This is a genomic window from Streptomyces sp. NPDC093591 (genome assembly GCF_044764885.1).
In the GTDB taxonomy this organism is placed as follows: Bacteria; Actinomycetota; Actinomycetes; order Streptomycetales; family Streptomycetaceae; genus Streptomyces.
Genome location: NZ_JBIWIY010000002.1, coordinates 420,085 through 433,456, shown reverse-complemented (window position 1 = coordinate 433,456; position 13,372 = coordinate 420,085). Strand labels below are relative to the sequence as shown.

Annotated in this window: 11 protein-coding genes; 2 read left to right on the top strand and 9 right to left on the bottom strand. The window is 70.0% G+C overall.

What is annotated here, in order from left to right; translation table 11 throughout:
• Window positions 1–11 precede the first annotated feature (11 nt).
• The 6 genes from ACIREI_RS05325 to ACIREI_RS05300 form a co-directional block, all read right to left on the bottom strand.
• A complete protein-coding gene (locus ACIREI_RS05325) occupies window positions 12–887 on the bottom strand; it encodes an ABC transporter permease (RefSeq protein WP_403327550.1) in 876 nt (291 codons plus the stop codon).
• On the bottom strand, window positions 884–1,909 hold the full coding sequence (locus tag ACIREI_RS05320) for an ATP-binding cassette domain-containing protein (protein WP_403327548.1): 1,026 nt from the start codon (window positions 1,907–1,909) through the stop codon (window positions 884–886). Before ACIREI_RS05320 ends, ACIREI_RS05325 begins: the two co-directional genes overlap by 4 nt.
• A 131-nt stretch (window positions 1,910–2,040) precedes the next feature.
• Window positions 2,041–3,264, bottom strand: coding sequence for an MFS transporter (locus ACIREI_RS05315; RefSeq protein ID WP_403327546.1), 1,224 nt, complete (start codon window positions 3,262–3,264; stop codon window positions 2,041–2,043).
• 168 nt (window positions 3,265–3,432) lie between these two features.
• A complete protein-coding gene (locus tag ACIREI_RS05310) occupies window positions 3,433–4,494 on the bottom strand; it encodes an endonuclease/exonuclease/phosphatase family protein (protein ID WP_403327544.1) in 1,062 nt (353 codons plus the stop codon).
• 188 nt (window positions 4,495–4,682) lie between these two features.
• Window positions 4,683–5,312: a TetR/AcrR family transcriptional regulator gene (locus ACIREI_RS05305; protein ID WP_403327542.1), complete on the bottom strand. Its 630-nt coding sequence runs from the start codon at window positions 5,310–5,312 to the stop codon at window positions 4,683–4,685.
• A gap of 103 nt (window positions 5,313–5,415) precedes the next feature.
• Window positions 5,416–7,005: an MFS transporter gene (locus tag ACIREI_RS05300; protein ID WP_403327540.1), complete on the bottom strand. Its 1,590-nt coding sequence runs from the start codon at window positions 7,003–7,005 to the stop codon at window positions 5,416–5,418.
• Window positions 7,006–7,198: 193 nt separating this feature from the next.
• Between ACIREI_RS05300 and panB the strand changes: the two genes are divergently transcribed.
• Window positions 7,199–8,074 (top strand): 3-methyl-2-oxobutanoate hydroxymethyltransferase, encoded by an 876-nt coding sequence (panB, locus tag ACIREI_RS05295; protein ID WP_403327538.1) that lies wholly within the window; start codon window positions 7,199–7,201, stop codon window positions 8,072–8,074.
• Window positions 8,075–8,185: 111 nt separating this feature from the next.
• Here panB and ACIREI_RS05290 read toward each other — a convergent pair whose 3' ends face one another.
• The 3 genes from ACIREI_RS05290 to ACIREI_RS05280 all read right to left on the bottom strand — a co-directional run bounded on the left by ACIREI_RS05290 (window position 8,186) and on the right by ACIREI_RS05280 (window position 11,543).
• Complete coding sequence (locus ACIREI_RS05290) at window positions 8,186–10,129, bottom strand: protease pro-enzyme activation domain-containing protein (protein ID WP_403327536.1); 1,944 nt, start codon at window positions 10,127–10,129, stop codon at window positions 8,186–8,188.
• A 131-nt stretch (window positions 10,130–10,260) separates the two neighbouring features.
• Window positions 10,261–10,884: a DUF305 domain-containing protein gene (locus tag ACIREI_RS05285; protein ID WP_403327534.1), complete on the bottom strand. Its 624-nt coding sequence runs from the start codon at window positions 10,882–10,884 to the stop codon at window positions 10,261–10,263.
• Window positions 10,881–11,543: a DUF3105 domain-containing protein gene (locus ACIREI_RS05280; protein ID WP_403327532.1), complete on the bottom strand. Its 663-nt coding sequence runs from the start codon at window positions 11,541–11,543 to the stop codon at window positions 10,881–10,883. Before ACIREI_RS05280 ends, ACIREI_RS05285 begins: the two co-directional genes overlap by 4 nt.
• A gap of 407 nt (window positions 11,544–11,950) precedes the next feature.
• Between ACIREI_RS05280 and glnA the strand changes: the two genes are divergently transcribed.
• The gene (gene glnA / locus ACIREI_RS05275) at window positions 11,951–13,312 is read left to right on the top strand and encodes a type I glutamate--ammonia ligase (protein ID WP_403327530.1); all 1,362 of its coding nucleotides are present in this window, start codon (window positions 11,951–11,953) and stop codon (window positions 13,310–13,312) included.
• Window positions 13,313–13,372 lie beyond the last annotated feature (60 nt).

The window sequence follows — 13,372 nt, the reverse complement described above, 5'->3', positions numbered from 1 at the left end:
CGGCCGGCGGGTCAGTTCTTCGTCCGGAACTTGTGGATCGCGATCGGTGCCATGACCGCCGTGATCGCCACCGACCAGGCCAGCGTCACCCACAGGTCGTGCGCGACCGGCCCGCCCACCATCAGTCCGCGCGCGGCGTCGGCGAGCGTGGACAGCGGGTTGTAGTCGGTGAAGCCCTGCAGCCAGCCCGGCATTGTCGCCGTCGGCGAGAAGATCGACGAGCCGAACTGCAGCGGGAACAGCACCAGGAAGCCCATCGCCTGCACGGACTGCGCGTTCTTCATGATCACGCCCAGGGTGAGGAACACCCACATGATCGACGAGGCGAACACGGTGGACAGGGCCACCGTCGCGAACAGCCCGGGCCAGTTGTTGATCTCGAACCCGACCGCGACGGCGACGATCATCAGCACGGCGGTCGCGAACAGCATCCGCAGCAGTTCCACCGAGATCTTCGCGAACAGCACCGAACCGCGTCCGATCGGCAGGGACCGGAAGCGGTCCATGACACCGGAGTTGAAGTCCTGGCTGAACCCGGTGCCGACGCCCTGCGACAGCGTCATGCTCATCATCGCGATCATGCCGGGGATCACGTACTGCACGTACTGGTCCTGCCCGCCGCCCAGCGCCTGCCCGATCGCGCCGCCGAAGACGAACACGAACAGCAGGGTGAAGATGACCGGCATCAGCAGCGCGTCGGCCATCGACTCCGGGTCCTGCCGGATCCACAGCAGATTGCGGCGGACGAGGGCGCCGGTGTGCCGCAGATGCCCGCGCAGGGTGATGCGGGCGTCGCCGGTGGTCGCGGCGGTGGGGACAGTGGTGATCGAAGGGGCGGCGCGAAGCGCCTCGTTCAGGGCGGTGGTGGGCGACGGGCGGGAGCTCATACGGCGACCTCCTCGCGGTCGTCGGTGGGCACGGTGTCCTGGGGCGCACTGGCGCGGTGGCCGGTGAGGGAGAGGAACACCTCGTCCAGGCTGGGCAGTTCGGTGCTGATGGAGGCGAGCGTGATGCCACGGGAGGTCACGGCGCCCACGACGGCGGTCAGCTGCTCGTCGCTCAGGATCGGCACGAGGAGGGTGCCGGTGTCGGTGTCCACGGTCGTGGTCGCGAGCCCGGTGATGCCGAGATCGTCGAGATAACCGGCGAGCGGGCGCAGCTGCAGCGGGTCGACCGGCCGGATCCGCAGCGTCCGCCCGCCGACCTTGGCCTTCAGCTCCTCGATCCGGCCGCCCGCGATGACCTTGCCCCGGTCGACGACGGTCAGCTCGGAGGCGAGCTGCTCGGCCTCCTCCATGTACTGGGTGGTCAGCAGCACGGTCACCCCGTCCCCGACCATGGCCTTGACCTCGTCCCACACCTCGTTGCGGGTGCGGGGGTCGAGCCCGGTGGTCGGCTCGTCGAGGAACAGCACGGCCGGTCGGCCGATCATGGAGGCCGCCAGGTCGAGCCGTCGTCGCATACCGCCCGAGTAGGTGCTCGCGGGCCGCTTGGCGGCCTCGGTCAGCGAGAACCGCTCCAGCAGTTGGTCGGCACGCGCGCGTGCGTCCTTGCGGGGCAGGTCCAGCAGCCGCCCGATGAGATACAGGTTCTCCCACCCCGGGAGCTTCTCGTCGACGGAGGCGTACTGCCCGGTCAGCCCGATCACCCGGCGCAGCTGCCGAGGCTGCCGTACGGCGTCGTATCCGGCGACGGTGGCCTGTCCGGCGTCCGGTGCCAGCAGCGTGGACAGGATCCGCACGAGGGTCGTCTTCCCGGCCCCGTTCGGCCCGAGCACTCCCATGACGGTGCCCTCGCGCACGTCCAGGTCCACACCGTCCAGCGCCTTGGTCTCGCCGTAGTGCTTGACCAACCCCCGCACGGAGACGGCGGTGCTCACGCCGCCCGGGTTCTTGTCGATTCGCGTCATGACGATGACGGTGTCAGGGCACACCGACAAACGACCGACAGATCACCGACAGGCCCTACAGATCACCGACAGGGCCTACCGGGTCGGAAAAAAGGGGCGCCCGGTGATCACCGGGCGCCCCTTCGCGGATCTCAGTACCGGACCGTCTCGGCCTGCTGTGGCACATGCGTCGCGACCACGCGCTCCCGGCCACCCAGCGGAGCGACCCGGCGCCGGTCCACCGCGTACGCGGCCCCCGCGACCCCGAGCCCGAGCACGGCCAGGGCCGCGCCGGCCAGCGCCGGGGACGTCACGCCGAAGCCCGCCGCGAGGGCGAGGCCGCCGATCCAGGCGCCGCCCGCGTTCGCGAGGTTGAAGGCCGCCTGGTTGGCCGAGGAGGCCAGGGACGGGGCCGACGACGCCTTCTCCATCACCATCAGGTTGAGCGGGGAGCCGGTCACGAACGCGGCCATGCCGAGCAGTGCCACCGCGAGGGCCGCGCTCCACGCCGTGGACATCAGCAGCGGGAACAGGGCCAGCACCGCGGCCAGGGAGAGCAGGCCGCCGAACAGGGTCCCCCGCATCGAGTGGTCCGCCAGGCGCCCGCCCAGCAGGTTGCCGATGGTCGCGCCCACACCGAACAGCGCCAGCAGCAGCGTCACGCTGGCGTCGGCGTACCCGGCGGAGTCGGTCAGCATCGGCGTGACGTAGCTGTACGCGGCGAAGAGCGCGCCGAAGCCCGCGACCGTCGTGCCGAGCGCCAGCCACACCGGCAGGGAGCGCAGGGCGGCCACCTCGCCGCGCAGGCCGGCCGGCGGGGCGGCGGCCACCTCGCCGCGCGGGATGAGCAGCGCCAGCGCCGCCATCGCGGCCAGGCCTATGGTGCTCACGCCGAGGAACGTGGCCCGCCAGCCCAGGTGCTGCCCCATCAGCGTGGCCACCGGCACGCCCGCGACGTTGGCCACGGTCAGACCGAGGAACATCAGCGACACGGAGCGGGCCTTGCGCTCCGGCGCGACCATGTTCGTCGCCACGACCGCGCCGACGCCGAAGAAGGCGCCGTGCGGCAGGCCGCTCAGGAAGCGGGCGGCCACCAGCCAGTGGTAGTCGGGGGCGAACGCGGACAGGGCGTTGCCCGCGACGAACAGGGCCATCAGGCCGATCAGGACGGTACGGCGCGGCATCCGGGCCGTGACCGCCGCCAGCAGCGGGGCGCCGATGACGACGCCCAGCGCGTACGCCGAGACCAGATGCCCGGCGGTGGGAATCGAGATGCCCAGGTCGTTCGCGACTTCGGGCAGCAGGCCCATCATCACGAACTCGGTCGTACCAATGCCGAAGGCGCCGACGGCCAGGGCGAACAGTGCCAGGGGCATGAAGAGCCTTTGCCTTTCAGGGTGGAGAGCGATGTTCCGTACCGACTTCGTATGTTCAGTTACGGAACAAAGCCTCTCAGGCTCAGTATTCCGGCAGATGACGCCCCGGTTGCCGAGACCCGTCCAGACATGGCCGGCCCGTGGCTGACCAGGGGTTTTCAGAGCGCGTCAGGACGCGGATGTGTCGACCTTCACACGCGCCGCCACCGGCAGATGGTCGCTCCCGGTCTCCGGCAGCGTCCAGGAGCTCTCCGGCTCCAGGCCCTTCACCATGATCTGGTCGATCCGCGCCATCGGGAACGACGCCGGCCAGCTGAACCCGAACCCGCTGCCCGCCGCGCCCTGCGTGGAGCGCATCTGGGCGGTGACGGCGTTGAGCGCGCGGTCGTTCATCGTGCCGTTCAGGTCGCCGAGCAGGACCACCTTCTGCAGCTGCTCGTCGGCGATGGCCTCGCCCAGCGCGTCGGCGCTCTTGTCGCGCTGCCGGGCGGTGAACCCGGCCTCCACCTTCACCCGCACCGACGGCAGGTGGGCGACGTACACCGCGACCTGCCCGGCCGGCGTGGTCACCGCGGCCCGCATGGCACGCGTCCAGCCCAGCTTGATGTCGACGGGCTTGACGCCGCTCAGCGGGTACTTGCTCCACAGCCCGACGGTGCCCTGCACCGTGTGGTACTTGTACGTCGACGCCAGCGCGGACTCGTACGTCGGGACCGCGGAGGCCGTCAGCTCCTCCAGGGCCACCACGTCCGCGCCGGACGCGGCGACGTCGCGGGCGGTGCCGGACGGATCGGCGTTGTCCGCGTTGACGTTGTGCGTGGCCACCGTGAGGTCGCCGCCGGCGCCGGTCCGGTCGACGAGGAGGCCGCCGAAGAGGTTCAGCCACACGATCGCCGGTAGCAGCACGGCGATGAGCGCGGTCGCGGACCTGCGGATCAGGGCCAGCAGGAGCAGCACCGGGACGAACAGGCCCAGCCAGGGCAGGAACGTCTCGGTCAGGCTGCCGAGGTTGCCCACCGTGTTCGGGATCTGCGCGTGCAGCAGCATCACCAGGGCGAGGATCACCGCGAGGGCGGCCACCACGATGCCGCGCCGCCAGATGCGCGGGTCGCCGCGCCGGCCCGTCACCAGGCTCTTCAGGCGGTCCGTCAGGCGCCGAAGCCCAGATCCCCGGCGCTCGGGCCCCGAGCCGCCGTTGTCCGTCTCCGTCACGTACGCCTGCTGCGCCATACCGTCGCCTCACTACCTGCCGTGCACACCGTCGTCCCCCCGCGCCCAAAGAAACCCTAGGGGATGATCGGCCTCGTTCCTGCCGTACTCATGACGGCCGTACGGGGGCGAGGACGTACAAGTCGCCTTCACGAGTTCCGACTGCGGCGAGGGAAAGCGCGCTCTGTGACGAAACGCGCACATGCGATCTACAGGGTGCGTGAACTGACGGGCCGTAGACCCTCCAGCACGGCGTCGACCATCTGCTCCGCCAGCCCTTCCGGAAGGTCGGCGTCCGGGCGCATGACGGCGCGTACCAGCATCGGGCCGAAGATCATGTCGTTCATCACGTCGACGTCGATGTCCGTGCGCAACTCGCCGTTCTCCTGCCCGCGGCGCAGGATCGCGTGCTGTTTCCTGCGCCGCGGCTCGACGACGATCGCGTGGTAGGCGTCCCAGATCTTCGGACTGCTCTTCATCTGGGCGATGACGTTGTGCAGGAGCACCGACGAACGCGTCATCAGACCGCGCCTGCGCAACTGCTCCACCAGCGTCACGAGGTCGTCGCGCACCGAGGTGCCGGGCAGTTCGGGGTCCGGGGGTTCGGCGGCCCGCACGACGTCGACGAAGAGCTCCTCCTTGCCGCTCCAGCGGCGGTAGATGGTGGCCTTGCCGACGCCGGCGGTGCGGGCGATGCGCTCGATGGACAGCTCCGCGAGCGGCACGCCGTCCTCCAGCAGCTTGATGACGCCCTCGATGATGGACCGCTCCACGGACTCGCTGCGGGGGCGCCCCCGGGCGGGGCCGTCCTGCCGGGGATGGCTGTCGGCGAGGCTCACTTGGCTCGGTCCTTTCGGTGGGCTGTGCTGATTCTCCCTGGTGTACGGCGGGTACGGCACCGGCGGGCACCAAGCGGCGCGTCGGTGCGCGTCCTGCTCCGCGCTACTCCGCGGCCGCCAACTCCGGCTCCGCCGCCCCCTCCTGAGGCGCCGTCGGCCGTCCCGGCAGGAACAGCGCCACGACGACCGCGCCGAGCACCGCGATGCCCGCACCCCACAGCGCCGTCACGTGCATGGCGTGCAGGAAGGCGTCGTGGGCCGGTCCGACGAGGGCCTCGCCCCGCGGGCCGAGTCGGTCGGCGACGCCGAGCGTGGCCTCGATGGACTCGCCCGCCGTGTGCCGCAGGCCCTCCGGAAGCACCCCGAGCTTGTCCTCGATGCCGCCCCGGTACGCGGTCGACAGGACCGAGCCCAGTACGGCGATGCCGAGCGCGCCGCCGACCTGGCGGAAGGTGTTGCTGAGGGCGGAGGCGGAGCCGGCCTTCTCGCGGGGCATGGCCTGCATGATGACCACGCTGATCGGGGTCATGATGTGCGCCATGGCCGCGCCCATCAGGAAGAACACGACCTCCAGGAGCCAGATCGGCGTGTCCGCCTCGAACGTGGCGAACGCGGCCAGGGTGGCGGCGATGAGCAGCATGGCGCCGGTGGTCGTGGCCCGGTTGCCGAATCGGTCGACGACGAGCCGGGCGCGCGGCGCGAAGATCATCTGGGCGGCGGCGAGCGGCAGCATCAGCAGGCCGGTCTGCAGGGGCGAGTAGCCGCGCACGCTCTGGGTGTAGAAGACCGAGAAGAAGGTCACGCCCATGAGCGCGAAGAAGACCAGCGCGATGACGCCGATCGCGGCCGAGAAGACCTTGTTGCGGAAGTACGTGACGTCGATGGACGGATGGTCGCTGCGCTTCTCGAACACGACGAAGGCGACGAGGACCGCGACACCGGCGGCGATGGTCGCGAGGACCGTGGCGTCCGTGAAGTCGGCGAGCTGGCCGCCCTTGATGATGCCGTAGACCAGCAGGACCAGGCCGACGACGGAGAGCACGACGCCGACCGGGTCGATCCGCCCCGGGTTCGGATCGCGGGAGTCCGGGACCAGCCAGAGCATCAGCGCGAGGGCGAGCAGCACGATCGGCACGTTGATGAGGAAGACCGAGCCCCACCAGAAGTGGTCGAGGAGGACCCCGCCGGTGATCGGCCCGATGGCGATGGCGAGTCCGACACCGCCCGCCCAGATGCCGATGGCCTTGGGCTGCTCCTCGCGCTCGAAGACGTTCATCAGGACGGCGAGGGTGGCCGGCATGACGAAGGCGGCACCCAGGCCCATCACCGCGCGGAAGGCGATGAGCTCGCCGGGCGAGCCGGAGAACGCGGCGAGCGCGGAGCCGATGCCGAACACCGTGAGCCCGCCGAGCAGGACCTTCTTGCGGCCGAGCCGGTCGCCGAGGATGCCTGCGCTGAACAGCAGGCCCGCGAAGACGAGGGTGTAGGCGTTGATCGCCCACTCCAGCTCGCTCTGGGTGGCGCCCAGGCCGGTCGGGGACGGGGTCGAGATGGTCTTGATGGCGACGTTGAGGATGGAGTTGTCGAGGACGACGATCAGCAGGCTCAGCATCAGCACGCCGAGGATCGCCCAGCGGCGCCGGTGCACGGCTTCCGGTATGCGGGGGCCGGTGTCAGGGGCGGGAGGAGTCATGCTGTCGAGCGTAGGGGATTTACGATACGGCACCGTCTCGTATCGTAAATTTTTACCGAGCCCTTACGTCGGGCGACGCGCGGGGCGGAACTCACACGGAGCGGCCTAGCCCTCCCTGGCACGAAGTGCCACCATGGAGGGGAGTCCGGGGACGCCGTCAGGGCGCCTCGAGATGACAGAAGGAGCCGTTGCAATGACGCAGCTTTCGGCTGCCCAGACGCCTCAGGCGAAGCCCTCCGACGGCAGCAAGGCGCTGTACGGGGGGAAGGGCACTCGCCGCATCACCGTCCGGGACATCGCCCTCGCCAAGGAGCGGGGCGAGAAGTGGCCCATGCTCACCGCCTACGACGCGATGACCGCGTCCGTCTTCGACGAGGCCGGCATCCCGGTCATGCTCGTCGGCGACTCGGCGGGCAACTGCCACCTCGGCTACGACACCACCGTGCCCGTCACGCTCGACGAGATGACCATGCTGTCGGCCGCCGTCGTACGGGGCACCTCGCGCGCCCTGATCGTCGGCGACCTGCCCTTCGGCTCCTACCAGGAGGGCCCGGTGCAGGCGCTGCGCTCGGCGACCCGGCTGGTGAAGGAGGCTGGCGTAGGCGCCGTGAAGCTGGAGGGCGGCGAGCGCTCCCACGACCAGATCCGGCTCCTGGTCGAGTCCGGCATCCCGGTCATGGCCCACATCGGCCTGACCCCGCAGTCCGTCAACGCCATGGGCTACCGCGTCCAGGGCCGCGGCGAGGAGGCCGCCCAGCAGCTGCTGCGCGACGCGAAGTCCGTCCAGGACGCGGGCGCGTTCGCGGTCGTCCTGGAGCTGGTCCCGGCGGAGCTCGCGGCCGAGGTCACCCGCGTCCTGCACATCCCGACGGTCGGCATCGGCGCCGGTGCGCAGACGGACGCGCAGGTCCTGGTCTGGACGGACATGCTGGGCCTGACCGGCGGCCGCGTCCCCAAGTTCGTCAAGCAGTACGCCGACCTCCGCGAGGTCATGGGCAACGCGGCGAAGGCGTTCGCGGAGGACGTGGTCGGCGGAACGTTCCCGCTGGAGGAGCACTCCGTCCACTGAGCCCTTCCGGGCTCCGCCCCTCCCTTTGGCCACTGCGGCACCACAGCGCCCCGCCGATCTTCCCCCGTCGGCGGGGCGCCCCTTTGTGCGACCGAGCGTGCGAGCCGGTGGTCAGCGGCGGCGGTACGACTCCACGTAACCGCTCGCCGGTGTACCCACGCCCGTCACGTCGTCGTAGCCCTTCACGGCCCGCAGTGAGCTGTCCTTGCCCAGGCTGCGCACCGATGTGCTCAGGCCGTCCGTCGCGTCATAGCCGTTGACGTAGTCGACGCGGGCCACCGCGAGCCCGGAGCCCGTCGGATTGTCCGTGACGTCGTGGTACGCCTTCGAGCCGTACCTCGCGTAGATCGACGGGTTGGCGAAACCGATCGGCTTCCCGCCGCGCGCCTCCTGCGCCAGGGCCTGGACGGCCGCGATCACCGGCGCGGCGAGCGAGGTGCCGCCGAGGCGGTACTCGTCGTAGGCCTGCGTCCTCCCGTCCGGCATGGTCTGCGTCTGGCCCACCAGGAACCCGGTGTTCGGGTCGGCGATCGCCGCGATGTCCGGCACGACGCGGTTGCCGTCGGCGCTGTTGGCCTTGGCCAGCGCGTCCGGCACGACGCCCTTCTGCCAGTACGGTTCGGCGACCGTCCTGCTGGTGCCGCCGCCCGCACCGGAGTTGAAGGCGCCGGGGAAGTCGGTCCAGCTCTTGCCGTCGGCCGACAGCACCGCCTTCTGCGTGCCCCAGCCGGTCTCCCACAGGTACGTGTCGCCCTTGCCGACCGCCAGCGAGGTGCCGCCGACCGCCGTCACCCACGCCGAACTCGCCGGGATGTCGACCTGCTTGGTGCCGCTGCTGGCGACCTCGTCGCCGTCGTCGCCGGAGGAGTAGTAGAAGCCGATGCCCTCGACCGCGCCGAACTGGAAGACCTGGTCGTAGGCGGCCGCGAGATCCGGCGTCTGGGCGGCCTCCACCTCGCCCCAGGAGTTGGAGACGATGTCGGCGAGATGGTTGTCGACGATCTTGCCCAGGGAGTCCAGCAGGTCCTCGTCGTAGCAGGAGGCGGCGCCCACGTACGTGATCTGCGCGCCCGGCGCGACCGCGTGCACGGCCTCGACGTCGAGGGTCTCCTCGCCGTACCAGCCGGCCGCCGAGCACTCCTTGGTCCGCGTGTACTTCGCGGGCAGGACCTGACGCAACTGGCCGCTGCCGTAGGCCGCCCCGCCGTTCCGCTTCGCGTAGGTGGCCGCGTCGTAGGCGATGGTCGGGGAGGCGTACGCGTCGGTGATGGCGATGCGCACGCCCTTGCCGGTGTGGGTGCCGGCACCGTACGCCGCGCGCAGCTGCTTGCCGGTGTACCCCTTGACGGCGTACGGGATCTTCGTGCCGTAGGCGTCCGGCAGCGTGCTCGCCACGTTCGAGCCGTGGTAAGTCGAGAACGGCCCGGCATTGCGGAACACGGTCTCCGGCGGCGGGAGTTGATCCTTGTGGCTCGCCAGGTGCGGCGCGTTGTCCAGGCCCGTGACGGTCAGCACGGCGTCCTTCACGCTGTCCGGCACCGAGACGGTCGTCGTGGGCGCGCGATAAGTCCTCGCGCCCTTGGTGTAGTTGTGCAGCTGCGTCCCGAACGCCTTCTCCGCGGCGGCCACATCGCCGGTGACCGCGACGTAGTGCTGCGTGACGCCGGTGACCTTCAGCCCGGCCGACGTCAGCCAGTCCTTGACCGCGGCCACTTGGGCCTTCGTCGCCCCGAAGCGGGCCTGCGCCCGGTCGGCGCTCAGGTACTTGCCGTACGACGCCGAGCCCGGGTCCGACACGGCCTTCGCGTAGGCGGCGAGGCCGGCCGCGTCCCGCCCCGCGAGGTAGACGCGTACGGCGACCCGGGTGCTGTCGGAGGTGGCGCCCAGGTCGGCCTTGGTCGTGGCCCACGCGGGCTTGGTTCCCGCGAGCGTGTCCCGCTCCGGCTGGTCCGAGGCGTGTGCGGCGGGTATGCCGAGCGCCAGCGCGCCGGTGAGCAGGGGCAGTGTCGCTGCCAGGCTCACTCCGGCGCGCAGGGTGGCGCGATTGGATCTCATGAAACCCCCTGTGCGGTTCGTCGCGAGTGGATCACTCGAACAGTCGCCACTCTCGCGACGAACCGTTCATGCCAGGGGAATGCGAGGGCCAAGAAGCCCCCAATTAACCTAATGACAAGGCCATTTGAGGATTACGACCGCGGCTTCGCGCCCCGCTCCTTCAGCATGTCCGTCATCAGGTCGATCTCCGACTCCTGCCCCGCGACCATGCCCTGCGCGAGCCGCTTCTCCACCCCGACCGCGCACTTGTCGACACAGCCCTCGGCCATGTGGATGCCGCCCTTGTGATGGTCCGTCATCAGCTGCAGATAGAAGATCTCCGCCTGCTTGCCGCTGAGGCCCTCGAGCTTCTTCAGCTCCGTGTTGGTCGCCATGCCCGGCATCAGCGCGCCGTCCTTGCCGGAGGCCATGCCGCCCATGCCCATCCAGGTCATCGGCGCGTCCGAAGACACCTTCGGCAGCCCCCACAGGTCCAGCCAGCCCAGCAGCATGCCGCGCTGGTTGGCCTGCGTCTGGGCGATGTCGTACGCGAGCCGCCGTACCTCTTCGTCCTTCGTGCGGTCGCGCACGATGTACGACATCTCCACGGCCTGCTGATGGTGCACCGCCATGTCGCGCGCGAACCCGGCGTCCGCCGAGTCGGCGCTCGGCGTACTGCTCGAACCACCGTCCTCGGCGACCGCGTAGGTGATCGCGCCCGCCGCGACGAGCACTGCCGCCGCGGCTCCCGCTGTCCAGCCGACGTGCCACTTCACTCCGACAGACCGCCCGTGCACGCCGCGCCCGGCTCGGGCGTCTGCTTGCCCTGGACGTACGTCTCGAAGAACTTGTTCACATTCGGGTCACCCGCGCTCGTCACCGTGCGCTGGTGACCCCACGCGGTGAGCATGATCGGGTCCTTCTGCTTCTCGTCCGGGCTCATCAGCGTGTACGGCGTCTGCTTCACCTTCGCCGCGAGCGCCTCGACGTCGGCCTTGGACGCCTTGGAGGTGTACGTCACCCACACCGCGCCGTGCTCCAGCGAGTGCACGGCGTGCTCGTTCTTGAGTTCCTTGGTGTAGACGTCGCCGTTGCAGTTCATCCACACCTGGTTGTGGTCGCCGCCGACCGGGGGCTCCGACGAGTACTTCACGCTCTTGCTGACGTGGGTGCGGCCCAGCGTCCCCTCCCAGGTCCGCACGCCGTCCTTGCCGGTCACGAACTTGCCGGTGGTCTTGGAGTCGGCCGCCGCGTCGCTGTTGTCGGACTGCGACCGTACGAGCACGACACCACCGACGACGAGACCGGCGACGATCACCGCGCTGGCCGCGATCGTGAGGATCCGGTTGCGGCGCTCACGGGCCTGCTCGGCACGCCGCATCTCCTCTATTCGCGCCTTGCGCGAAGCGCTGCTCTTGTTCTTGGCGGAGCCCATGAGGTGTGGTCCTTCTGGGGAAAGGGACGGTCGGGTCCGCTGATCGTAATGGGGAAGGTGTGCCCACTCGTAGAGAGGGCACAGGAAAGTCCGGATCGGACCATCGGTCCGACCGGGCGACAGTCACGCGCCCGATGTTTGAATGGATGCAACTCAAAATGGGCCGGGTCCATGGGCCCGGGCATTACGGATGTCGGTCCGAGCAGGCAAGATGGGCGGCAGAGCAGTTCGCCGCGGCGGTACGGCGGGACACCTGCCGTATGCCGGGCGTTCGACCCGAGGTCGCCTCGGCGATCAAGGTGCGCAACGCGCCTGAAATGGTGTTGTGGTGTGATGCTCAGGTGCCCGACCGCCTCCCGCAGTACCGGAGACAGGCGGCCTGACCAGCAAGGATGGGGAAGCGGAAGATGGACAAGCAGCAGGAGTTCGTGCTCCGGACGTTGGAGGAGCGCGACATCCGGTTCGTACGGCTGTGGTTCACGGACGTGCTGGGCTTCCTCAAGTCCGTGGCCGTGGCCCCCGCCGAGCTGGAGCAGGCCTTCGACGAGGGCATCGGCTTCGACGGCTCGGCGATCGAGGGCTTCGCCCGCGTCTACGAGTCCGACATGATCGCCAAGCCGGACCCCTCCACCTTCCAGGTCCTGCCCTGGCGCGCGGAGGCCCCCGGCACGGCCCGCATGTTCTGCGACATCCTCATGCCGGACGGCTCACCGTCCTTCGCGGACCCGCGCTACGTCCTCAAGCGCGCCCTGGCCCGCACCTCCGACCTGGGCTTCACCTTCTACACGCACCCCGAGATCGAGTTCTTCCTCCTGAAGGACCGCCCCCTCGACGGCTCGCGGCCCACCCCCGCCGACAACTCCGGCTACTTCGACCACACCCCGCAGAACATCGGCATGGACTTCCGCCGCCAGGCGATCACCATGCTGGAGTCGATGGGCATCTCGGTGGAGTTCTCCCACCACGAGGGCGCGCCGGGCCAGCAGGAGATCGACCTGCGCTACGCCGACGCGCTCTCGACGGCCGACAACATCATGACGTTCCGCCTGGTCATGAAGCAGGTGGCGCTGGAGCAGGGCGTCCAGGCGACGTTCATGCCGAAGCCGTTCTCCGAGCACCCCGGCAGCGGCATGCACACGCACCTCTCCCTCTTCGAGGGCGACCGCAACGCGTTCTACGAGTCCGGCTCCGAGTACCAGCTCTCCAAGGTCGGCCGCTCCTTCATCGCGGGCCTCCTGCGCCACGCCGCGGAGATCTCCGCGGTCACCAACCAGTGGGTGAACTCCTACAAGCGCATCTGGGGCGGCTCGGAGCGCACCGCGGGCGCCGGCGGCGAGGCCCCGTCGTACATCTGCTGGGGCCACAACAACCGCTCGGCCCTGGTCCGCGTCCCGATGTACAAGCCCGGCAAGACCGGCTCGGCACGGGTCGAGGTCCGCTCCCTGGACTCCGGCGCGAACCCGTACCTGGCCTACGCCGTCCTCCTGGCCGCCGGCCTCAAGGGCATCGAGGAGGGCTACGAGCTGCCGCCCGGCGCCGAGGACGACGTCTGGGCCCTCTCCAACGCCGAGCGCCGCGCGATGGGCATCGAGCCCCTCCCACAGAACCTCGGCGAGGCACTGACCCTCATGGAGAACAGCGACCTGGTCGCCGAGACGCTGGGCGAGCACGTCTTCGACTTCTTCTTGCGCAACAAGCGCCAGGAGTGGGAGGAGTACCGCTCCGAGGTCACGGCGTTCGAGCTGCGGAAGAACCTGCCGGTGCTGTAGGCGCGCTCGGCGGGGGCTCCCCCGCCTGACCGGCCCTCCGGGCCGACGGCGTTCCAGCCG

What these genes read in the sequence shown, in the direction of transcription:
- ACIREI_RS05325 (WP_403327550.1), bottom strand. Translation starts at nt 887, where the DNA reads ATGAGCTCCCGCCCGTCGCCCACCACCGCCCTGAACGAGGCGCTTCGC.
- ACIREI_RS05320 (WP_403327548.1), bottom strand. Translation starts at nt 1,909, where the DNA reads ATGACGCGAATCGACAAGAACCCGGGCGGCGTGAGCACCGCCGTCTCC.
- ACIREI_RS05315 (WP_403327546.1), bottom strand. Translation starts at nt 3,264, where the DNA reads ATGCCCCTGGCACTGTTCGCCCTGGCCGTCGGCGCCTTCGGCATTGGT.
- ACIREI_RS05310 (WP_403327544.1), bottom strand. Translation starts at nt 4,494, where the DNA reads ATGGCGCAGCAGGCGTACGTGACGGAGACGGACAACGGCGGCTCGGGG.
- ACIREI_RS05300 (WP_403327540.1), bottom strand. Translation starts at nt 7,005, where the DNA reads ATGACTCCTCCCGCCCCTGACACCGGCCCCCGCATACCGGAAGCCGTG.
- panB (WP_403327538.1), top strand. Translation starts at nt 7,199, where the DNA reads ATGACGCAGCTTTCGGCTGCCCAGACGCCTCAGGCGAAGCCCTCCGAC.
- ACIREI_RS05290 (WP_403327536.1), bottom strand. Translation starts at nt 10,129, where the DNA reads ATGAGATCCAATCGCGCCACCCTGCGCGCCGGAGTGAGCCTGGCAGCG.
- ACIREI_RS05280 (WP_403327532.1), bottom strand. Translation starts at nt 11,543, where the DNA reads ATGGGCTCCGCCAAGAACAAGAGCAGCGCTTCGCGCAAGGCGCGAATA.
- glnA (WP_403327530.1), top strand. Translation starts at nt 11,951, where the DNA reads ATGGACAAGCAGCAGGAGTTCGTGCTCCGGACGTTGGAGGAGCGCGAC.